Raw genomic sequence first — 22,767 nt, forward strand, 5'->3', positions numbered from 1 at the left:
TCATGGGGTCAGGTAATCGGCGAGGGCATCGCGCACGCAGGGGGACGCGAGCATCGAGCTGCCGCGAAAGAACCGCGTGATGTTGCCCACCAGTGGATGGAAGCGATTGATGGGGTAGGCCAGTGCACTGGCGTCCTCACGCAGTGCCTGGCGTACCGACTCGTCGACGGGCAGGTGGGCGATCAGCTCGAAATCGAACGCCTGCTGCAGGTCGCTCGCCAGGTACTCGGCGATGAAGCCGGGCATCAAATGCGCGATCGCTTCACGGTCTTCCTCGGGCGCGGTGCGCCAGTACATCTGCACCAGCCGTGTCCAGAACCCCGAATGCCGGCCCTCATCGAGCAAGTGGTCGGCCATCAGCCCCTTGATCGAAGCCTTCACCGAATCGTCCCGGGCGAAGGCCGCGACTTCGTTGGTCACCGTGTTTTCGGCAATGGCGATGCAGATCAGCTCCACGGCGCTGAGCAAATGTTCCGGCGCCCGGGCCAGGGTCGCCGGTATCGCCCGGCTCAGCTCGATCTGCCCCGGCAACGGGATCGGCGCGATGCCGGTCATGTCGATGGTCTGTTGCATGAAGTCCATCGCCACCAGCGCGTGATAATCCTCGTCCACCACCACGGTCATCGCGTCGTAGCGGCACGGGAACGGGAACTCGATGCCGAAGCGATTCTTGGCGATGCGCCGGGCGGTGTGGTCCACAAGCTCGGTCTCGAAAATCACCACGTCGTTGATGAACTTGTACAGGCTCTGCACCAGCACGAAATCGCGCAGGGGCGCACAGTGGCTGAGAAAGGTCTGGCTGTGCACCAGCGGTTGGCGGCTCATGGGGAAGATCAGCTTGTCGTCGTCCTCGACCCGCCGGCGTGGCCGCGTGCGGATCGTGGCGCGGCTTTCCCAGGCGTCGGCGAACGATTGGTAGGCGAGGGCGTTCATAGGGTCACCTGCGCGGCCGGTTGGCTCATGCTTTCGCGCAGGCCGTCCCACAGGGCCGCGCGGCTGTGCACGGCGGCGAGTGCGGCGGCCAGCACTTCGGTTTCGCGCTGCGGATCGCCGTCGATCAGCCGCGCCAGCAGCTTCTCCGCGGCCGGGCCGTGGTCTTCGGAGTCGACCTCGATGTGGCGTTGCAGGTAGTAGCGAAAGGTGGGTGCCTGGTCCAGGCCAATGCCCCAGGCGTCCAGCATGCGTTGGAACATCTGCGGGATGACGCTCTCGCGGCCATGCACGAATGCGGCGGCCACACTGTGGGCCGGCGCATGCAGGGCGGTGTGCAGGGTCTGGCGAACGAACCGTGCCGCCGCCGGTTCCACTTCGACGCTTTCCAGCGCGGTTTCGGGGCTGACGCCTTCCTGTTGCAGGGTGATGAATCGCTCGATCGCCCGGGTGTCCGCGCCCACTTCGCGCATGGCGTCCAGGTACAGTTCGAAATGGCTGCAATAGCCCGCTCCAGGCCGATCATCCGACTCTTCGCCCAAGACGATTTCGTTGATCAGGCGAGCCGAATGTGGGTCGGCCGGCGGCAGCCAGGGCAGATGCACGCAGGTCAGTTCCCGTTGCAGGCGCTTGGTCAGGGACATGAAGTCCCACACGGCAAATACGTGGCTTTCCATAAACCGGCGCAGCAGATCAATTGATGTTATTTCGGAAAAAACCGGGTGTTGGCCAAGTTCGTGTTTTTTCAGAGATAGTTGTTCTTTGGTTGGCTGCATTGGAACGTCCTCATCAATGATATTTGTCCGGCAGGTGGCTCGAGTTTTTATATAGGCGAGCGGGTGCCTGAACCGGAATCCATGAATTACCCAAGTGGCTCAAGCATTCGCTTAATGTGCGTGTTTCGAGTCTGCGGTGCCTGTATTCAGGCGTTGTTGCGCTCTTTAAACAGCCGGTAACAATCCGGCGAATAAAAAACTAATACACGTATCAAGCGGGCGGCAAGTTATTTTTTAATTATTTAAAGTTGGGTATTTATTGGGCGCGAAGGAAGTTATTAAAACTTCTGGAGTAAGTTTTATTGAGGCGAAGAAGCTCCTTCCGATGGATAAGGATCAGAATCGAATCAGTCGAGTGAATGCCTCACTCGGAGCACTTCAGGGATCGGGAAGTTAAGAAGTCTTATGTTTAGGGGAGAGACGTCGGTCGGACATCCGATCATCCCGCCGGTTGGACGACGCTCCTTGCGTGTGGGCTTCGATTCGCCTGGTTTCAGCCAGGCACTGACTGCGACAGGTCTGTTTTTTCAATCGACAAGCGCAAGAGTGGGCCCAAATCGATGGCAGTGCCATTGGGCTTATGGGGCGGGGCGTCGCGGCCACGGCCGCGCCGCGCCGGGCAGGTAATTCGCTGGGTAGGCAGGATATGTAAGAAATTGATACGCCGGCCCGGACGCCGGCGCGAGGTCAGCGTTTCGACGTTTGTTCCAGGTATCGGCGTATGGTGACCGAGGCTTTTTCCAGGTGGTGTTCCAGCAGGGCAACGGCCTTATCGATGTCTCTGGTCGTCGCGGCTTCCAGCAGGGCGCGATGGTCGTCCTGGGTCAGCTTGCCCAGGCCCATGGACGATAGATGAAAACGCAGGAAGCGCTCTTCTTCGTTGAGTTCGCGTTCGATCAGGTCCAGCAGCTTGGCGTTGGGCGCCTTGTGGTAAAGCGACATGTGAAACAGCCGGTTGAGCTTGCCGATCTGGGCATGGTCGGTTTGCGCTTCCAACTGCTCGATATACTGGGCGGCGTGCGCCAGGTCGTCGTCGTCCAGCAACGGAATGGACAGGCGCAAGGCGAAGGACTCCAGGACCGAGCGCAGGGCGTAGGTCTCGACCGCGTTGTTGGTGATCAGTGGCGCCACCACCGCGCCCTTGTGCTGGACCACATTGAGCAGTGATTGCGCTTCGAGCTGGCGCAGCGCCTCGCGCACCGGCATGCGGCTCACGCCGAACAGATCGGCCAATTCCTGTTGGCGCAGGGCCGTGCCACTGGGCAGGCGCCCGTCGAGAATGGCTTCGCGCAGGGATTCTTCGATGATCGAACGTGCCCGGTCAGCGGGAATGGGTCCGTTGACCTGGATGGTGCTGAGCGGTCTGGGCTTCTGGGTCACGACAACGCATCCTGACGAGTAGTAGAAAATGGATCCAGGCGAACATTAGTAACAGCTTTACGGGCCGTCAAAGACTTGTGGTGTCGGATCCTGAACTACAGTTTAGTCTGCTTGGAGTGATTGCATCCTGCCATTGTCTTTTGCCGGGCCAGGCTTCACCATCCAACGATTTCCAACGGCCCTTTTCGGACGTATTTCCCTTGGCTGCACCTTTCCCTGTTCCCAGGCCCTTGCGTTGGTTGTGTTCGGCAGTGTTGCTGGCCGGCCTCATGCTGGGCGGCCTGCAGGCCGACTGGGACTTCGCGCAGATCAGCCGACGGGCCCAGGCGCTCTACGGGCCCCTGGGGCAGGGGCAGCAGCGAATCGATGCCTGGCAGCAATTGCTGGCGACCCAGAAACAGATTCCCGAGCTGGAACAACTCAAGGTGGTGAACCTGTTCTTCAACAAACAGGTGCGCTACGTGGAAGACATCGACCTGTGGCACGAGGTGGACTACTGGGAAACCCCGATCCAGGCCCTGTGGAAAGGAGCCGGCGATTGCGAGGACTATGCCATCGCCAAGTACTTCAGCCTGCGCCATCTCGGGGTCTCCAGTGACAAGTTGCGCATCACCTACGTCAAGGCGTTGCGGCAGAACCGTGCGCACATGGTGCTGACCTACTACGCCACGCCCGAGGCGATGCCGTTGGTGCTCGACAGCCTGGTCGACGGCATCCTGCCGGCCAGCCAGCGAACCGACCTGCTGCCGGTCTACTCTTTCAATGCCGAAGGGTTGTGGCTGCCGGGCGCCAAGGGCAACAAGAAAGTGGGTGATACCAAGCGCCTGTCCCGGTGGCAGGATGTGTTGAAAAAAATGCAGGCCGAAGGTTTTCCGGTCGAGACGACTAACTAGGAGCGCGCGCTCAGATGTCCTTGTTCAAACAGCTGTTGATCGCTATCTGTCTGTTCCTGGTGGTTGCCTTCAGCGGCAGCTTCATGGTCAGCCTCGAGAGCTCGCGGACCCAGTACGTCAACCAGTTGCGCTCCCATGCCCAGGATGCGGCCACGGCGTTGGCGCTGTCGCTGACACCGAACATCGACGATCCGGCGATGGTGGAGTTGATGGTCAGCTCGATCTTCGACAGTGGCTACTACGCCAGCATCCGGGTAGTCGATGTGGCCACCGACAAGACCCTGGTCGAGCGCACCGGCACGCCGGACGCCGGCAGCGTGCCGCAGTGGTTCGTCAAACTCATCGGCCTGGAGCCGGCCGGTGGCGATGCGATCGTCAGTCGCGGCTGGGAGCAGGCGGCGCGGGTCGAAGTGGTCAGCCACCCGATGTTCGCCCTCGCCAAGCTGTGGCAGAGCGCGCTGGGCAGCCTGGGTTGGTTGCTGTTGTGCGGCGCTGTCAGCGCGGTGCTGGGGGCCTTGCTGCTGCGGCGTCAGCTCAAACCGCTGGATTACATGGTGCACCAGTCCCACGCCATCGCCCGGCGCGAGTTCCTCAGCTTGCCGGAGCTGCCGCGCACCCCTGAGCTGCGTCGCGTGGTCCAGGCGATGAACCAGATGGTCGAGAAGCTCAAGGCGCTGTTCCAGGAGCAGGCCGAGCGCAGCGAGAAACTGCGCGTGGAGTCTTATCAGGACAACCTCACGGGGCTGGCTAACCGGCGCTATTTCGAAATGCAGCTCAACGCCCGGGTGAGCAACCCGGAGCAGGCCAGCTCCGGTTACCTGTTGCTGTTGCGGGTCAAGGACCTGGCCGGTTTGAACCAGCGCTTGGGCGGCCAGCGCACGGACCAATTGCTTAAGGCGGTGGGCGAGCAGTTGCTGCGTGAAAGCGCGCGCTACCCGGAAACCCAGAACCTGGTGACGCGTATTCGGGGTGGCGAATTTGCTGTGTTGGCGCCGGGCCTGGTGCGTGAGGAAGCGCTGCAACTGGCACAGAACCTTGAAAACGCGCTGGCCAGCCTGCATGCCACCGGCGCGACCGACGTGGCGTCGGTGGCTTCCATCGGCCTGGCGCCCTTCGTCCATGGCGACTCACCGCAAGCAGTGCTCCAGCTCGGCGACCAGGCCCTGGCCCAGGCCGAAAGCCAAGGCGAACCGAGCTGGGCCTGCCTGGACCACAGTGCGGTCAAGCGTGTGGCCGACGATCACCATGCCTGGCATACGTTGCTCGACCAGGCCCTGAACCAGCAGCGTTTCGAGTTGTACTTCCAACCGGTGGTAGCAGCCCAGGACACCGCCATGGTGCTGCATTACAAGGTCTTGTCGCGGCTGCTCGACGAGCAAGGCCAGACCATTCCCGCCGGGCGTTTCCTGCCCTGGCTGGAGCGTTTCGGCTGGACGGCGCGGCTGGACCGCCTGATGCTCGAACAGGTGCTCAGGCAAATGGCCGGGCACGATCAATCCCTGGCGCTGAACCTCTCTTCCGCCACCCTGGGTGACCCACAGGCGTTGAACAAGGTCTTCGAGATCCTGCGGGCCCACTCCAACTTCGGGCCGCGCCTGACCCTGGAGATCGGCGAGGAACAGTTGCCTGAGCAAGCGGTGCTGGAGCAACTGACCCGGCAACTGCGCGAGCTGGGGTTCTCGTTGAGCCTGCAGCGCTTTGGTGGGCGGTTCAGCATGATCGGTAACCTGTCGCGGTTGGGGTTGGCTTATCTGAAAATCGATGGCGGCTACATTCGCGCCATCGACCAGGAGAGTGACAAGCGCCTGTTCATCGAGGCGATCCAGCGTGCTGCCCACAGTATCGACTTGCCGTTGATTGCCGAGCGGGTGGAGACCGAGGGGGAGTTGGCGGTGATTCGGGAGATGGGGTTGTTTGGGGTGCAGGGGCGGTTGGTTGGGGAGCCTGGGCGTTGGGGGAATTGAATTGAGAGTATATCCGTTGCTGCGGTAACGGCGGCTTATGGTTCCGCCCTTACGGCGGCTCACTTTTTTCAGGCGCCAAAAAAAGTAAGCAAAAAAGGCTTGCCCCACCACTCGGCACCTCGCTTAGGCGAGGTGTTCCCTCACTCCGGCATTGCTCCGTGGGCCCGCCGCGAAGGGCCATCCATGGCCCAGCGCGGCTACCTCGGCATCCATGCCGAGGTGCCCACTGCGCAATGCCTGCGTTCGGCCAGCGTGGTTAACGGGGCGCTCCAGATCAAAAGCCAAAGCCAAAGCCAAAGCCAAAGCGAGGCGGTTTTACGGCCGACTTGTCTCTCTCGGGTGTACGCCGATCCATTGTGGGAGCGGGCTTGCCCGCGAAGGCGGCGGCCCAGGCAATCCAGCTCTTGAAGATGCATAAAGCCAGCAAGTCCTAGGCGATGGATCGGCTGGAAGCGCAAGCGCCGAGCTGACAGGTCTGTGGTGGATTGAGAACCGCCTTCGTCGGATCAGACACACCCCAAAGACCGTGGCGAGGGAGCTTGCTCCCGCTCGGCTGCGCAGCAGTCGCAAGATCGGACAGTGCGGTCTGCCTGGAGAAATGCCGGGGCCTGCTTCGCAGGCCAGCGGGAGCAAGCTCCCTCGCCACAGAGGCTGTGTATTGCCTGGAATGGCGTCAGCCTGAGAGTCAGGGCTAGATCAACCCCTTCTCATCATCATCGATCAACCGGCTCAACCCTCCCAATGCGACCCGTGCCTGGTTGCGGTCCATCAGTTTGGCCTGGGCCGCCGGTGGCAGGTCGGTGACGCGGATGACGCCTTTGCTGGTCAGCACCTGGATCAAGTCGTCGAGTACCCGGATCATCTCCAGGTCGCTCTGCTTGAGCTGCTTGAGACTGTTTTCCACCGCCTGGTTGGCAAACCAGTCCTGGATCTCGTGGTTGTCGGCCGGCAGGGTTTCGGTGGCTTCGGCATAGGCGATGGCTTCTACGCGCACCAGCAAGCCTTGTGCATCGCGTTGCACATAAAACATCGGGCATCCCTCATGTATGAAGCGGCGTCATGCTGGGCAGCATAGGCCAACTCTGCGGGAGTATGAACACTTATTGTGGCGAGGGAGCTTGCTCCCTCGCCACCGGTTTGTGTCAGGTTCAGCTGTTGTTGTGATCGATCTTGATGGTCGGGTCGCTGCCGGCGATCAACGAGTTCAGGTTGACGCTCGACCAGTTGTTGCCTTCCAGCTTGATCGTCACGTCCGGCGTCGCCGCGGCGTTGCCGGTGTTGAACTGGCCGGAGCTGCTCACTTGCAGCGACGACACGCCATCGACCGTGCTGATTTTCAGGAAGTGGTCGATGGTGCTGCCGCTTTCGCCCTGCAATAGATCCCGCAGGTCGATCCGGTCACCTTCAGCGGCCTTGAAGTCCTTGATCACGTCAGTGCCGGTGTCACCGGACTTCCAGACAAAGGTATCGCCGCCCAAGCCACCGATCAGGGTGTCATTGCCCTGGCCGCCAATCAGCGTGTCGTTGCCGGTGCCACCGAGCAGGATGTCGTTACCCTTGCCACCGTCGAGCAGGTCGTTGCCGCCCTGGCCGAAGATGATGTCGTTGCCGGCGCCGCCGAGCAGGGTGTCATTGCCATCGTGGGCACCCGACACATCGAACGCGGTGTAGTGTTCGGTGATGTACTGGTGCACGTTGCTGGTGGTGACTTTGCTGACGTCCACGCCGTTCTGCTGGGCAACGAACGCCTGGATGGCCTGGTAACCCTCGCCGGCAATGCCGTTGAAGCTCACCAGGTCGCCGAACAGGATGTCGTGGCCATCGCCGCCATTGACGGTGTCGGCCCCCGGCATGGTCGCTTCGGTGTGGCCGATGATCGAGTTGGCCAGGTTTTTCGGGTCGATGTTGGTCTGCGGCGTCTGGTCCGAGTCGTAGGGCTTGAGGTCGGCCAGGGTCACGCCCTGGTTCAGTCCGATGGCTTCCACGCCGGACACCGAGCTGAGCAGCGCAAAGGCACTCAGGGAGTTGCTGCTGGTGGCCGAGTCGGTGCTGTTGCCGGTGCCGCTGAGGTAGGACAGTTCATAGGTGCCGTCCCCTTGGGCGTGCAGGGTGCCCAGTTCCTCGCTGCTCCAGTAGCCGCCCCAGGACTTCTGCCAGGTCTGCAGCGTGACGTTGCCGCTGCTATCGACCTGCACGCGGTGCTTGCTGTCCAGATCGGCGCTGAAGGTTTGCCCAAGCTTGTAGTTGTTGGTGGTGATGAGGCTGTCCAGCTTCACATCGCCATACAGGGTCGGGTTCGTCTGCTCGCCGGCCTGGTAGAACGTCGGCTGGCCGTCGGTGATGAAGTACGTCAGGTTCTTCGCGCCGGTGTTGGCCATGGCCTCGGTGCTCTTGAACCAGTTGGCCGTGGTCTTGAACACGTCCTCGTAGTTGGTGCCGCCGCCGGAAACCATGGAGTTCAGCACGCCCTTGAGCAGTGTCAGGGCATTCGGGTCGTTGAGGTTCACCGAAACGGTCTTGTTCACCTGGGCGTCGAAGTCGGCCAGGAAGATGTTCACCGTGCCGGAGTTGCTGCCCAGGCTTTGCTTGAGGGTGTTGAACACCGACGTCAGCGAATCCTTGGCCGCGGTGATGGACGAGGAACTCATGCTGCCGGAGCTGTCGACCATGAAGGCGATGTTGTAGTTGACGCCCGGTACCACGGTCAGGCCGCCGATGTCGGCGACAATGATGTCGTTGGCGTCGGTGCCGACGACGTTGTCACTGGCGGAGGTCGCGGTGGTGGCGTTGTAGACGGCCGGGTACACGGTAACCGGGATCTGGGCCGTGGTGACTGCCGAGCCTCCCAGGGCTTCGGTGGCCGTCGACGTCACGGTCACGTTGAACTTGCCGTTGTAGTACGCCGGTGGCGTCAAGGTCAGGCTGCCCAGGTTCCAGCCGGTGATCGAGGCTTCGCCGCTGCTGCCCACGGTCACGGTGTGGCCCGCGCCATCGGTCAGCACGCTGCCTTCAGGGATACCGCCGACTTTCACGCTCAGGCTTTCGGAGCCGTCGGTGTCGGTCAGGGCGGTGGTGATCTTCGACAGGTGCACGCTGGAGCCTTCGGCGCCTTCGTTGAGCTTGTAGCCGTCGTAGTAACCCTCGCCATTGCTGCCGTGCAGGTCGGAGACCGTCACGCCGGCATTCGCCAGGTCAGCCACGCCGGTGTACAGCGGTACGCCAGCACTGCTCAGGTCGACCGCCGTGCCGCCGTTGACCGACAGGTTCACGTCATAGCTGCCCGGACCGGTCTGGTTGTGGTGGTAGATGTCCAGGGTGTAGTAGCCGCTGGTGGTCGGTGTGAACGAGCCGTTCAGCTTGCCGCCCGCGCCCCAGGTAATTGCCGCCACGTCCTTGCCGCCGACGGTCACCAACAGGCTGTCGTCGCCGGTGCCGCTGAAGGTGTAGGTCTTGCCGGCTTCGAGGTAAATCAGACCGGAAGTTTTCGACGCCGTGCCAGGGTTCACGTTGCTGTCGGACTGCACGTTGGTCACGGTGCTGCTGCTGTTCGGCGTGCCGGCAGCATCGATCACCGACTTGAGGGTGCCGGACGGCGCGCCGCTGCCATCGGTGCCCAGGCCAGACAGGCCGGTCCAGACTTCCTTGATCAGGCCGGTGGAGGTCACGCTGTTGCCGGCCACGTTGAGGGTCGGGGCGTCGGCAACGGGTGTGATGTCGATCTTCACGGTGCCGGTAGTGCCCAGTGCCTGGCCGTCGGTGGGCTGGAAGCTGATCTGTGCGTAATCGGCCTTTTGATCGCCCACGCCGGCCGGGTTGCCGTTGGCACCGGATTCGTTGGCATCCGGCGTGAAGCGCAGCTTGCCGGCATCGATGTCGGCCTTGGTGAAGGTCTGGTTGTTGGCCACGTCCTTCCAGGTTGCGCCATCGAGGTACTGCAACTTGCCGTCGCTTGGCAGGCCGGTGATTTTCACGCCCAGGCTTGCTGCCGGGCTGTCCAGGTCGCTGACGCCGAAGGTCGACCAGCCGAGGACCAGCGAAGTGTCCTCGGTACCGGTCACCGCACCGCCGGTGGCCACCGGTGCATCGTTGACCCCGACCACGTTCACGGTGGTGGTGGCGGTGTTGGAGTAACTGGTGCCGTCGGTCACGGTCACGGTGATGATGCGCGGGACGGTGCTTGGGTCATCGCTGCTGTTGGTGAAGCTGATGTTCTTGATCTGCTGCATGTAGTCGGCGAGCGTCGCGTTGCCGGACAGGGTCAGCGTGACCGTACCGTTGGTGCTGTTGGCGTTGATGCTGATGCCATTGACGCTGTTGCCCAGGTTCAGCGCATCGCCTGGCTGACGGTTGGTCAGCACGATGGTGGCGCCGGTCAGCATGGTGCTGTCCGGGTCGGTGATTTTCAGGTCAGTGTCGCCAATCGACACGCCCTGGCCAGGGGTGCCTTCGGTGAAGGTCACCTGATAGTCAGCGCCGGTCTTGCCGCTGGAGTTGTTGGCATCCAGGTCGAGTACCGGTGGCGCATCGTTGTCGATGATCGAGGTGCTGACGCTGCCATTGGTGCCGCTGATTGCCAGGTTCTCGAAGTTGCCGCCGGTGGCCGAGTCGATCTTGACCACGAAGTTTTCCGTGCCTTCGGTGATCTTGTCGTCCAGCGTGGCCACGTTGAAGGTGGCGCTGGTGCCGTTGGCCGGGATCTTCACGGTGTAGACGCCGGTGAAGTCCGAGCCGTCGGCGGCGGTGCCGCTGTAGACGATCTTGAGCGTCACCTCGGTTTGCGCCGGGTTCGTCAGGCTGACGGTGTACGTAGCGGTCTGGCCTTCAGTGACCGACGTGCTGCCGCTGATGCTGACAGTACTGGTGTCGATGGTGTCGGTGACATTGGTCACAGCTGGAGTGGTACTTGGCACCAGGTGCTCGAAGTTACCGCCTGTTGCTTTATCGATACTGACTTCGACCTTGCCGGCGTCTTTGTAGACGTCGTCTTTAGGCGCATCGACAGTGACGGTGCCGGTGGTTTTGCCGGCGTCGATGTGAATGACGGCGCCATTGCTCAGGGTAACGTCGACAGGTGTCCCGGCCGCGTTGGTCAGGGTCGCGGTGTAGGTGATCTGACCACCCTCGGCCACGGTACCGGTAGCGCTTAGGCTCAGGCCGGTGGTGTCCTGGGTATCGGTAACGGTGGTGTCAGCAGTTTTGCCATCGATGGCGAGTTTTTCGTAGTTGCCGCCCTGTGCGTCGTCGATCTTGACGCTCAGGTGGTTGCCGCCGGCGAGGGCGTCGTTCGGTGCAACGAAGTTCACCGACGCGGAGCTTGCGCCCACGGGAATGGTGATGGTCTGGCCGTTGCTCAGCGTGACGACCAACGGCGCGTTGGTGACCGGGGCGTTGACCGAGGCGGTGTAGACCACGGTGCCGCCTTCGGCGACGGTCGAAGTGGCGGACAGGCTGACGGTCGATGTGTCGATGGTGTCGGTGACATTGGTCACGGCTGGAGTAGTGCTCGGAACGAGGTTCTCGAAGTTACCGCCAACCGCCTTATCGATGCTGACTTCAACTTTGCCAGCATCTTTATAGACGTCATCCTTCGGCGCGTCGACGGTCACAGTGCCGGTGGTTGCACCGGCGGCGATGTTGATGACCGCACCATTGCTCAGTGTCACAGTCACTGGCGTGCCAGCGGCGTTGGTCAGGGTTGCGGTGTAAACGATCGAGCCACCTTCGGCAACCGAATCAGTCGCACTCAAGGTCAGGCCTGTAGTGTCTTGGGTATCGGTAACGGTGGTGTCAGCGGTTTTGCCATCGATGGCGAGTTTTTCGTAGTTACCGCCCTGGGCGTCATCGATCTTGACGCTCAGGTGATTGCCGCCGGCGAGGGCGTCGTTTGGTGCAACGAAGTTCACCGAAGCAGAGCTTGCGCCCACTGGGATGGTGATGGTCTGGCCGTTGCTCAGTGTTACAACCAGCGGCGCGTTGGTGACCGGGGCGTTGACCGAGGCGGTGTAGACCACGGTGCCGCCTTCGGCGACGGTCGAAGTGGCCGACAGGCTGACGGTCGATGTGTCGATGGTGTCGGTAACGTCAGTGACCGCTGGAGTAGTGCTCGGAACGAGGTTCTCGAAGTTGCCACCCGTGGCCTTGTCGATGCTGACTTCAACCTTGCCGGCGTCTTTGTAGACGTCGTCTTTTGGCGCGTCGACAGTGACAGTGCCAGTGGTCGCACCGGCCGCGATGTTGATCACTGCGCCGTTGCTCAGCGTGACGGTCACTGGTGTGCCGGCGGCGTTGGTCAGAGTAGCGGTGTAAACAATCGAGCCACCTTCAGCAACCGAGTCAGTCGCACTCAAAGTCAGGCCTGTAGTGTCCTGGGTGTCGGTAACGGTGGTGTCAGCAGTTTTACCGTCGATGGCAAGTTTTTCGTAGTTACCGCCCTGGGCGTCATCAATCTTGACGCTCAGGTTATCGCCGCCAGCGAGGGCGTCGTTTGGCGCAACGAAGTTCACCGAAGCAGAACTTGCGCCGACCGGGATGGTGATGGTCTGGCCATTCGACAAAGTGACGACCAATGGCGCGTCAGTGACTGGCGCGTTGACCGAAGCGGTGTAGACCACGGTACCGCCTTCGGCGACGGTCGAGGTGGCCGACAGGCTGACGGTCGATGTGTCGATGGTGTCGGTAACGTCAGTGACCGCTGGAGTAGTGCTCGGAACGAGGTTCTCGAAGTTGCCACCCGTGGCCTTGTCGATGCTGACTTCAACCTTGCCGGCGTCTTTGTAGACGTCGTCTTTTGGCGCGTCGACAGTGACAGTGCCAGTGGTCGCACCGGCCGCGATGTTGATCACTGCGCCGTTGCTCAGCGTGACGGTCACTGGTGTGCCGGCGGCGTTGGTCAGGGTTGCGGTGTAAACAATCGAGCCACCTTCAGCAACCGAATCAGTCGCACTCAAGGTCAGGCCTGTAGTGTCCTGCGTGTCGGTAACGGTGGTGTCAGCAGTTTTACCGTCGATGGCGAGTTTTTCGTAGTTGCCGCCCTGGGCGTCATCGATCTTGACGCTCAGGTTATCGCCACCTGCGAGTGCATCGTTCGGCGCAACGAAGTTCACCGACGCAGAGCTTGCGCCCACGGGAATGGTGATGGTCTGGCCATTCGACAAGGTGACGACCAATGGCGCGTCAGTGACTGGCGCGTTGACCGAAGCGGTGTAAACGACGGTGCCACCTTCGGCCACAGTCGAAGTCGCAGTAAGCGAAACGGTGCTGGTGTCGATGGTATCGGTAACGTCAGTCACCGCTGGCGTGGTGCTAGGCACCAAGTTTTCGAAGTTGCCACCCGTGGCCTTGTCGATGCTGACTTCGACCTTGCCGGCGTCTTTGTAGACGTCGTCTTTTGGCGCGTCGACAGTGACGGTACCGGTAGTTGCACCAGCGGCGATGTTGATGACTGCGCCGTTGCTCAGCGTGACGGTCACTGGTGTGCCGGCTGCATTGGTCAGAGTAGCGGTGTAAACGATCGAACCGCCCTCGGCCACAGTGTCAGTTGCGGAAAGCGTCAGACCGGTAGTGTCTTGGGTGTCTGTAACCGTAGTTTCGGCTGGAGTTTTATCTGCAACCAGATTTTCGTAGTTGCCGCCCTTGGCATCGTCGATCTTGACGCTCAAGTTGTCGCCGCCGGCGAGCGCATCGTTCGGTGCAACGAAGTTCACCGAAGCAGAGCTTGCGCCTACTGGGATGGTGATGGTCTGGCCATTCGACAAAGTGACGACCAGCGGAGCGTCAGTGACTGGCGCGTTGACCGAGGCGGTGTAGACCACGGTACCGCCTTCGGCGACGGTCGAAGTGGCCGACAGACTGACGGTCGATGTGTCGATGGTGTCGGTAACGTCAGTGACCGCTGGAGTAGTGCTCGGAACGAGGTTCTCGAAGTTGCCACCCGTGGCCTTGTCGATGCTGACTTCAACCTTGCCGGCGTCTTTGTAGACGTCGTCTTTTGGCGCGTCGACAGTGACAGTGCCAGTGGTCGCACCGGCCGCGATGTTGATCACTGCGCCGTTGCTCAGCGTGACGGTCACTGGTGTGCCGGCGGCGTTGGTCAGAGTAGCGGTGTAAACGATCGAGCCGCCCTCAGCCACAGTGTCGGTTGCGGAAAGCGTCAGGCCGGTGGTGTCCTGGGTATCGGTAACGGTGGTGTCAGCGGTTTTGCCATCGATGGCGAGTTTTTCGTAGTTACCGCCCTGGGCGTCATCAATCTTGACGCTCAAGTTGTCGCCGCCAGCAAGGGCGTCGTTTGGTGCAACGAAGTTCACCGACGCGGAGCTTGCGCCCACGGGGATAGTGATGGTCTGGCCGTTGCTCAGTGTTACAACCAGCGGAGCATCAGTGACCGGGGCGTTGACCGAGGCGGTGTAGACCACGGTACCGCCTTCAGCGACGGTCGAAGTCGCCGTGAGTGAAACGGTGCTGGTGTCGATGGTATCGGTAACGTCAGTGACCGCTGGAGTAGTGCTCGGAACGAGGTTCTCGAAGTTACCACCAACCGCTTTATCAATGCTGACTTCAACTTTGCCGGCGTCTTTGTAGACGTCATCTTTCGGTGCGTCGACGGTCACAGTGCCGGTGGTTGCACCAGCCGCGATGTTGATCACGGCGCCGTTGCTCAGCGTGACGGTCACTGGTGTGCCGGCGGCGTTGGTCAGAGTAGCGGTGTAAACGATCGAGCCGCCCTCAGCCACAGTGTCGGTTGCGGAAAGCGTCAGACCGGTAGTGTCCTGGGTGTCTGTAACCGTAGTTTCGGCTGGAGTTTTATCTGCAACCAGATTTTCGTAGTTGCCGCCCTTGGCATCGTCGATCTTGACGCTCAAGTTGTCGCCGCCGGCGAGCGCATCGTTCGGTGCAACGAAGTTCACCGAAGCAGAGCTTGCGCCGACCGGAATGGTGATGGTCTGGCCATTGCTCAGCGTGACAACCAACGGAGCGTCAGTCACGGGGGCATTAACCGAGGCGGTATAAACCACGGTGCCACCTTCAGCCACGGTCGAGGTGGCCGACAGGCTGACGGTCGATGTATCGATGGTGTCGGTAACGTCAGTCACAGCAGGGGTAGTGCTCGGAACCAGGTTCTCGAAGTTACCGCCTGTGGCCTTGTCGATGCTGACTTCAATTTTGCCGGCGTCCTTGTAGACGTCGTCTTTAGGCGCATCGACAGTGACGGTACCGGTGGTTGCACCAGCCGCGATGTTGATCACCGCGCCATTGCTCAGTGTCACAGTCACTGGCGTGCCGGCGGCGTTAGTCAGGGTTGCGGTGTAAACGATCGAGCCACCCTCAGCCACAGTGTCGGTTGCAGAAAGCGTCAGGCCGGTGGTGTCCTGGGTATCGGTAACGGTGGTGTCAGCGGTTTTGCCATCGATGGCGAGTTTTTCGTAGTTACCGCCCTGGGCATCGTCAATTTTGACGCTCAGGTTATCGCCGCCGGCGAGGGCGTCGTTTGGTGCAACGAAGTTCACCGAAGCAGAGCTTGCGCCTACTGGGATGGTGATGGTCTGGCCATTCGACAAAGTGACGACCAGCGGTGCTTCAGTGACTGGAGCGTTGACCGAGGCGGTGTAAACGACAGTGCCACCTTCGGCCACCGTCGAAGTCGCGGTGAGCGAAACGGTACTAGTGTCGATGGTGTCAGTGACATCTGTTACCGCTGGAGTGGTGCTCGGCACCAAATTCTCGAAGTTGCCGCCTGTGGCTTTATCGATGCTGACTTCAACTTTGCCCGCGTCTTTGTAGACGTCGTCTTTAGGCGCATCAACGGTGACGGTGCCAGTGGTTGCACCAGCCGCGATGTTGATCACCGCGCCATTGCTCAGTGTCACAGTCACTGGCGTGCCGGCGGCGTTGGTTAGGGTTGCGGTGTAAACGATCGAGCCGCCTTCAGCGACAGTGTCGGTTGCGGAAAGCGTCAGACCGGTAGTGTCTTGGGTGTCTGTAACCGTAGTTTCGGCTGGAGTTTTATCTGCAACCAGATTTTCGTAGTTACCGCCCTGTGCGTCGTCAATCTTGACGCTCAGGTTATCGCCGCCGGCGAGCGCGTCGTTTGGTGCAACGAAGTTCACCGACGCGGAGCTTGCGCCCACGGGGATAGTGATGGTCTGGCCGTTGCTCAGTGTTACAACCAGCGGAGCATCAGTGACCGGGGCGTTGACCGATGCGGTGTAGACCACGGTACCGCCTTCAGCGACGGTCGAAGTCGCCGTGAGCGAGACAGTGCTGGTGTCGATGGTGTCGGTGACATCAGTCACCGCTGGCGTGGTGCTCGGCACCAAGTTTTCGAAGTTACCGCCAACGGCTTTATCGATGCTGACTTCAACTTTGCCGGCGTCTTTGTAGACGTCGTCCTTCGGTGCGTCGACGGTCACAGTGCCAGTGGTCGCACCAGCCGCGATGTTGATGACCGCACCATTGCTCAGCGTCACAGTCACTGGGGTGCCGGCGGCGTTGGTCAGGGTTGCGGTGTAAACAATCGAGCCACCTTCGGCAACCGAATCAGTCGCACTCAAGGTCAGCCCGGTAGTGTCCTGAGTATCGGTAACGGTGGTGTCAGCGGTTTTGCCATCGACGGCGAGTTTTTCGTAGTTACCGCCCTGGGCATCGTCAATTTTGACGCTCAGGTTATCGCCGCCGGCGAGGGCGTCGTTTGGTGCAACGAAGTTCACCGAAGCAGAGCTTGCGCCCACTGGGATGGTGATGGTTTGGCCGTTGCTCAGCGTGACGACCAGCGGCGCTTCAGTGACCGGGGCGTTCACAGATGCGGTGTAGACCACGGTACCGCCTTCAGCGACGGTCGAAGTCGCCGTGAGCGAGACAGTGCTGGTGTCGATGGTGTCGGTAACATCAGTGACAGCCGGAGTGGTGCTCGGAACCAGGTTTTCGAAGTTACCGCCTGTGGCCTTGTCGATGCTGACTTCAACCTTGCCGGCGTCTTTGTAGACGTCGTCTTTTGGCGCGTCGACAGTGACAGTGCCAGTAGTCGCACCGGCCGCGATGTTGATCACTGCGCCGTTGCTCAGCGTGACGGTCACTGGTGTGCCGGCGGCGTTGGTCAGAGTAGCGGTGTAAACGATCGAGCCGCCCTCAGCCACAGTGTCGGTTGCGGAAAGCGTCAGGCCGGTGGTGTCTTGGGTATCGGTAACCGTGGTGTCAGCGGTTTTACCGTCGATGGCGAGCTTTTCGTAGTTGCCGCCCTGGGCATCGTCAATTTTGACGCTCAGGTTATCGCCGCCAGAGAGTGCATCGTTTGGCGCAACGAAGTTTACCGACGCGGAGCTTGCGCCCACGGGGATAGTGATGGTCTGGCCGTTGCTCAGTGTTACAACCAGCGGAGCATCAGTCACCGGGGCATTAACCGAGGCGGTATAAACCACGATGCCACCTTCAGCCACGGTCGACGTGGCGGTCAGGCTGACGGTCGACGTATCGATGGTGTCGGTGACATCCGTGACAGCCGGAGTAGTGCTCGGCACCAGGTTTTCGAAGTTACCGCCAGTGGCTTTATCGATGCTGACTTCAACCTTGCCGGCATCCTTGTAGACGTCGTCTTTAGGCGCGTCGACAGTGACGGTGCCAGTGGTTGCACCAGCCGCGATGTTGATCACCGCGCCATTGCTCAGCGTCACAGTCACTGGTGTGCCGGCCGCATTAGTCAGAGTAGCGGTGTAAACAATCGAGCCACCTTCAGCAACCGAGTCAGTCGCACTCAAGGTCAGGCCTGTAGTGTCCTGGGTGTCGGTAACGGTGGTGTCAGCAGTTTTACCGTCGATGGCAAGTTTTTCGTAGTTGCCGCCCTGGGCGTCATCGATCTTGACGCTCAGGTTATCGCCGCCGGCGAGCGCGTCGTTCGGTGCAACGTAGTTCACCGACGCGGAGCTTGCGCCCACTGGGATGGTGATGGTTTGGCCGTTGCTCAGCGTGACGACCAGCGGCTCTTCAGTGACCGGGGCGTTTACCGATGCGGTGTAAACGACAGTGCCACCTTCGGCCACGGTCGAAGTCGCAGTAAGCGAAACGGTACTGGTGTCGATGGTATCGGTAACGTCAGTCACAGCAGGGGTAGTGCTCGGAACCAGGTTCTCGAAGTTGCCACCCGTGGCCTTGTCGATACTGACTTCGACCTTGCCAGCATCTTTGTAGACGTCGTCCTTCGGCGCGTCGACGGTGACGGTGCCAGTGGTTGCACCAGCCGCGATGTTGATCACCGCGCCATTGCTCAACGTGACGGTCACTGGGGTGCCGGCTGCATTAGTCAGGGTCGCGGTGTAAACGATCGAACCGCCCTCGGCCACATTGTCAGTTGCGGAAAGCGTCAGCCCTGTAGTGTCCTGTGTATCGGTAACCGTGGTGTCAGCAGTTTTACCGTCGATGGCGAGCTTTTCGTAGTTGCCGCCCTGGGCATCGTCAATTTTGACGCTCAGGTTATCGCCGCCGGCGAGGGCGTCGTTTGGTGCAACGAAGTTCACCGAAGCAGAACTTGCGCCGACCGGGATGGTGATGGTCTGGCCATTCGACAAAGTGACGACCAATGGCGCGTCAGTCACTGGGGCATTAACCGAGGCGGTATAAACCACGGTGCCACCTTCGGCCACCATCGAAGTCGCAGTGAGCGAAACAGTGCTGGTGTCGATGGTGTCGGTAACGTCAGTGACCGCTGGAGTAGTGCTCGGAACGAGGTTCTCGAAGTTACCACCCGTGGCTTTGTCGATGCTGACTTCAACTTTGCCAGCATCTTTGTAGACGTCATCCTTCGGCGCGTCGACAGTGACGGTGCCAGTGGTTGCACCAGCCGCGATGTTGATCACCGCGCCATTGCTCAGCGTCACAGTCACTGGCGTGCCGGCGGCGTTGGTTAGGGTCGCGGTGTAGACGATTGAGCCACCTTCAGCAACCGAATCAGTCGCACTCAAGGTCAGACCGGTAGTGTCCTGGGTATCGGTAACGGTGGTGTCAGCGGTTTTGCCATCGATGGCGAGTTTTTCGTAGTTACCGCCCTGGGCATCGTCAATTTTGACGCTCAGGTTATCGCCGCCGGCGAGGGCGTCGTTTGGTGCAACGAAGTTCACCGAAGCAGAGCTTGCGCCCACTGGGATGGTGATGGTTTGGCCATTCGACAAAGTGACGACCAACGGAGCGTCAGTCACCGGGGCATTAACCGAGGCGGTATAAACCACGGTGCCACCTTCGGCCACCGTCGACGTCGCAGTGAGCGAAACAGTGCTGGTGTCGATGGTGTCGGTAACATCAGTCACTGCTGGGGCAGTGCTCGGAACTAGGTTTTCGAAGTTGCCGCCAGTGGCTTTATCGATGCTGACTTCGACCTTGCCGGCGTCTTTGTAGACGTCGTCTTTTGGCGCGTCGACAGTGACGGTACCGGTGGTCGCACCAGCGGCGATGTTGATCACGGCGCCATTGCTCAACGTGACGGTCACTGGGGTGCCGGCTGCATTGGTCAGAGTAGCGGTGTAAACGATCGAGCCGCCCTCAGCCACAGTGTCGGTTGCGGAAAGCGTCAGGCCGGTGGTGTCTTGAGTATCGGTAACCGTGGTCTCAGCGGTTTTGCCATCAATGGCGAGTTTTTCGTAGTTGCCGCCCTGGGCGTCATCAATCTTGACGCTCAGGTTATCGCCGCCAGAGAGTGCATCGTTTGGCGCAACGAAGTTCACCGAAGCAGAGCTTGCGCCCACGGGGATAGTGATGGTCTGGCCGTTGCTCAGTGTTACAACCAGCGGAGCATCAGTGACCGGGGCGTTGACCGAGGCGGTATAAACCACGGTTCCGCCTTCAGCCACGGTCGAGGTGGCCGTCAGGCTGACGGTCGACGTATCGATAGTATCGGTAACGTCAGTGACCGCTGGAGTAGTGCTCGGCACCAGGTTTTCGAAGTTACCGCCAGTGGCTTTATCGATACTGACTTCAACCTTGCCGGCGTCCTTGTAGACGTCGTCTTTAGGCGCATCAACAGTGACGGTACCGGTGGTTGCACCAGCGGCGATGTTGATCACTGCGCCGTTGCTCAGCGTCACAGTCACAGGGGTGCCGGCCGCATTGGTCAGAGTAGCGGTGTAAACGATCGAGCCACCTTCGGCGACGGTGCCGGTGGCGCTCAGGCTAAGACCGGTGGTGTCCTGTACGTCAGTCACCGAGGTTTCAGCTGGGGTTTTATCTGCAACCAGATTTTCGTAGTTACCGCCCTGGGCATCGTCGATCTTGACGCTCAAGTTGTCGCCGCCAGCGAGTGCATCATTCGGTGCAACGAAGTTCACCGAAGCAGAGCTTGCGCCCACTGGGATGGTGATGGTTTGGCCATTCGACAAAGTGACGACCAATGGTGCGTCAGTCACCGGGGCATTAACCGAGGCGGTGTAAACCACGGTGCCACCTTCAGCCACCGTCGACGTGGCGGTCAGGCTGACGGTCGACGTATCGATGGTATCGGTAACGTCAGTCACAGCAGGGGCAGTGCTCGGCACCAGGTTTTCGAAGTTACCGCCAACCGCTTTATCGATGCTGACTTCGACCTTGCCGGCGTCCTTGTAGACGTCGTCTTTTGGCGCGTCCACAGCCACGGAACCAGTGGTTGCACCGGCCGCGATGTTGATCACGGCGCCGTTGCTCAGCGTCACGGTGACTGGGGTACCGGCAGGGTTGGTCAGTGTCGCGGTGTAGAGGATCTGACCGCCCTCTGCCACTTCGGTGGATGCCGACAGACTCAGATCGGTAGTGTCCGTCGAATCGGTAATCGTCGTGACCGCTGGCGTGGTGCTCGGAACGAGGTTCTCAAAGTTGCCGCCGGTGGCACCGGTAATGGTGGTGCTGACGGTGCTGCCATTGTTGTAGACGTCATTGGCCGGGGTATCAACGGTGACGGTGCCGGCAGTCTGACCTGCCGCGATGGTGATGACCGAGCCATTGCTCAAGGTCACGGTCACCGGGGTTTGAGCGGCGTTGGTCAAGGTGGCGGTGTAGGTGATCTGGCCGCCTTCGGTGATGGTGTTGCTGGCGGACAGGGTCAGGCCAGTGGTATCAGCCGAATCGGTAATCGTAGTGACTGCTGGCGTGGTGCTTGGCACCAGGTTTTCAAAGTTGCCGCCAGTAGCCCCGGTAATGGTGGTGCTGACGGTGCTGCCATTGTTGTAGACGTCGTTGGCCGGGGTATCGACGGTGACGGTGCCGGCGGTCTGACCTGCCGCGATGGTGATGACCGAGCCATTGCTCAGGGTCACGGTCACTGGGGTCTGTGCCGGGTTGGTCAAGGTGGCGGTGTAGGTGATCTGGCCGCCTTCGGTGATGGTGTTGCTGGCGGACAGGGTCAGGCCAGTGGTATCAGCCGAATCGGTAATCGTAGTGACTGCTGGCGTGGTGCTTGGCACCAGGTTTTCAAAGTTGCCGCCAGTAGCCCCGGTAATGGTGGTGCTGACGGTGCTGCCATTGTTGTAGACGTCGTTGGCCGGGGTATCGACGGTGACGGTGCCGGCGGTCTGGCCCGCAGCGATGGTGATGACCGAGCCATTGCTCAAGGTCACGGTCACTGGAGTTTGAGCCGGGTTGGTCAGGGTCGCGGTGTAGGTGATCTGGCCGCCTTCGGTGATGGTGTTGCTGGCGGACAGGGTCAGGCCAGTGGTATCAGCCGAATCGGTAATCGTCGTGACCGCTGGCGTGGTGCTTGGCACCAGGTTTTCGAAGTTGCCACCGGTGGCACCGGTAATAGTGGTGCTGACGGTGCTGCCGTTGTTGTAGACGTCGTTAGCCGGGGTGTCGACGGTGACGGTGCCGGCGGTCTGACCTGCCGCGATGGTGATGACCGAGCCATTGCTCAGGGTCACGGTCACTGGAGTTTGAGCCGGGTTGGTCAGTGTGGCGGTGTAGGTGATCTGGCCGCCTTCAGTCACCGTGTTGCCTGCGGTCAGGGTGACGTTAGTGGTGTCGATGGTGTCGGTGATCTGGGTCACGGCTGGCGTGGTAGGCAGGGTCACGGCGATGCCGGTACCGCCCGTGGTGCCAGTAACGGTCACGCTGATTTGGGTGGGGTCGTTGTAGACCGTGTCGTTCGGGGCCAGCGGAACGTTGACGGTGCCGGTTGTCTGGCCCGCTGGAATCACGATCACGGAGCCGTTGGACAGTGTCACGGTCAGGGCGGTCTGTGGCGCCTGGGTCACGGTTGCGGTGTAGACCAACACACCACCAGCCTCTGTCAGGGTCGGCGTGGCGCTCAGGGTCATCGTCGCGTTGACCACCGCGTTGGCGGTGGTATTGGCATTGGCGTTGGTATCCAGGCCAGTGAGGTCGGTGGTGGTGGCGGCGGCCGTGCTCAGGCCTTCCGTTGGAAAACCGACGGTAGGGTCGACGCTGCCAGCGGTGGCGTCCAGCGCCACGAAGGTGTGACCGCCACCGGCGGCACCGCCCGTCCCCGCGGCGGTGGCGCCGGCAGCGGTGGCTTCCAGGGCTGTCGTCGGGTCGGCACCGGCGGCGATGGCCTGCTGCAGTTCTTCTACCGACGGCGCGGCCTGGGCAGTGGCGGCGGCGAGATCGGTGGAAGAGTCGGGTGCATTGGCGCTCCACTGGGTGTCGCGGCCCAGGTCGAGCGTGCGGCCGTCGGCCAATTCCAACGTGACGGCGCCCGCAGGGCCGGTGTCCAACTGGTCGCCCGTGTACAGGCGATCACCTTCAATGAGTACACGCCGAATGCCCTCGGGGGATACGACGAAAACCTGACCAACAATGCTTTTGACAACGGCAATAACACTGCTCATTGAAGACTTCTCCGGGTGCCACGCTCAGTAGACT

General features: G+C 61.0%; 7 protein-coding genes. 2 read left to right on the top strand and 5 right to left on the bottom strand.

Going from position 1 to position 22,767, the window contains the following annotated elements:
* The 3 genes from KI241_RS00780 to KI241_RS00790 form a co-directional block, all read right to left on the bottom strand.
* Nucleotides 1–933, bottom strand: a complete 933-nt coding sequence (locus KI241_RS00780) for a diiron oxygenase (protein ID WP_042730637.1) — start codon at nucleotides 931–933, stop codon at nucleotides 1–3.
* On the bottom strand, nucleotides 930–1,706 hold the full coding sequence (locus KI241_RS00785; RefSeq protein ID WP_042730636.1) for a DUF3050 domain-containing protein: 777 nt from the start codon (nucleotides 1,704–1,706) through the stop codon (nucleotides 930–932). The genes KI241_RS00780 and KI241_RS00785 overlap by 4 nt, the downstream gene beginning before the upstream one ends.
* A 687-nt stretch (nucleotides 1,707–2,393) precedes the next feature.
* Nucleotides 2,394–3,086: a GntR family transcriptional regulator gene (locus KI241_RS00790; protein WP_042730635.1), complete on the bottom strand. Its 693-nt coding sequence runs from the start codon at nucleotides 3,084–3,086 to the stop codon at nucleotides 2,394–2,396.
* A gap of 200 nt (nucleotides 3,087–3,286) precedes the next feature.
* Here KI241_RS00790 and lapG point away from each other — a divergent pair, with 200 nt between their 5' ends.
* Nucleotides 3,287–3,979: a cysteine protease LapG gene (gene lapG / locus KI241_RS00795; protein WP_042730634.1), complete on the top strand. Its 693-nt coding sequence runs from the start codon at nucleotides 3,287–3,289 to the stop codon at nucleotides 3,977–3,979.
* Nucleotides 3,980–3,993: 14 nt separating this feature from the next.
* Complete coding sequence (lapD, locus tag KI241_RS00800; protein ID WP_053148960.1) at nucleotides 3,994–5,943, top strand: cyclic di-GMP receptor LapD; 1,950 nt, start codon at nucleotides 3,994–3,996, stop codon at nucleotides 5,941–5,943.
* Between the two features lie 691 nt (nucleotides 5,944–6,634).
* On the opposite strand, the gene KI241_RS00805 is transcribed toward lapD, so the two are convergent.
* The gene (locus KI241_RS00805; RefSeq protein WP_042730632.1) at nucleotides 6,635–6,973 is read right to left on the bottom strand and encodes a hypothetical protein; all 339 of its coding nucleotides are present in this window, start codon (nucleotides 6,971–6,973) and stop codon (nucleotides 6,635–6,637) included.
* A gap of 118 nt (nucleotides 6,974–7,091) precedes the next feature.
* Nucleotides 7,092–22,733, bottom strand: coding sequence for a LapA family giant adhesin (locus tag KI241_RS00810; RefSeq protein ID WP_212803239.1), 15,642 nt, complete (start codon nucleotides 22,731–22,733; stop codon nucleotides 7,092–7,094).
* Nucleotides 22,734–22,767 lie beyond the last annotated feature (34 nt).

It is taken from the genome of Pseudomonas sp. Cab53 (assembly GCF_018325965.1).
Taxonomy (GTDB): domain Bacteria; phylum Pseudomonadota; class Gammaproteobacteria; order Pseudomonadales; family Pseudomonadaceae; genus Aquipseudomonas; species Aquipseudomonas chlororaphis_E.

Bases quoted from the DNA above. Each gene is read 5' to 3' on its own strand.
- KI241_RS00780 (WP_042730637.1), bottom strand. From the start codon at position 933: ATGAACGCCCTCGCCTACCAATCGTTCGCCGACGCCTGGGAAAGCCGC.
- KI241_RS00785 (WP_042730636.1), bottom strand. From the start codon at position 1,706: ATGCAGCCAACCAAAGAACAACTATCTCTGAAAAAACACGAACTTGGC.
- lapD (WP_053148960.1), top strand. From the start codon at position 3,994: ATGTCCTTGTTCAAACAGCTGTTGATCGCTATCTGTCTGTTCCTGGTG.
- KI241_RS00805 (WP_042730632.1), bottom strand. From the start codon at position 6,973: ATGTTTTATGTGCAACGCGATGCACAAGGCTTGCTGGTGCGCGTAGAA.
- KI241_RS00810 (WP_212803239.1), bottom strand. From the start codon at position 22,733: ATGAGCAGTGTTATTGCCGTTGTCAAAAGCATTGTTGGTCAGGTTTTC.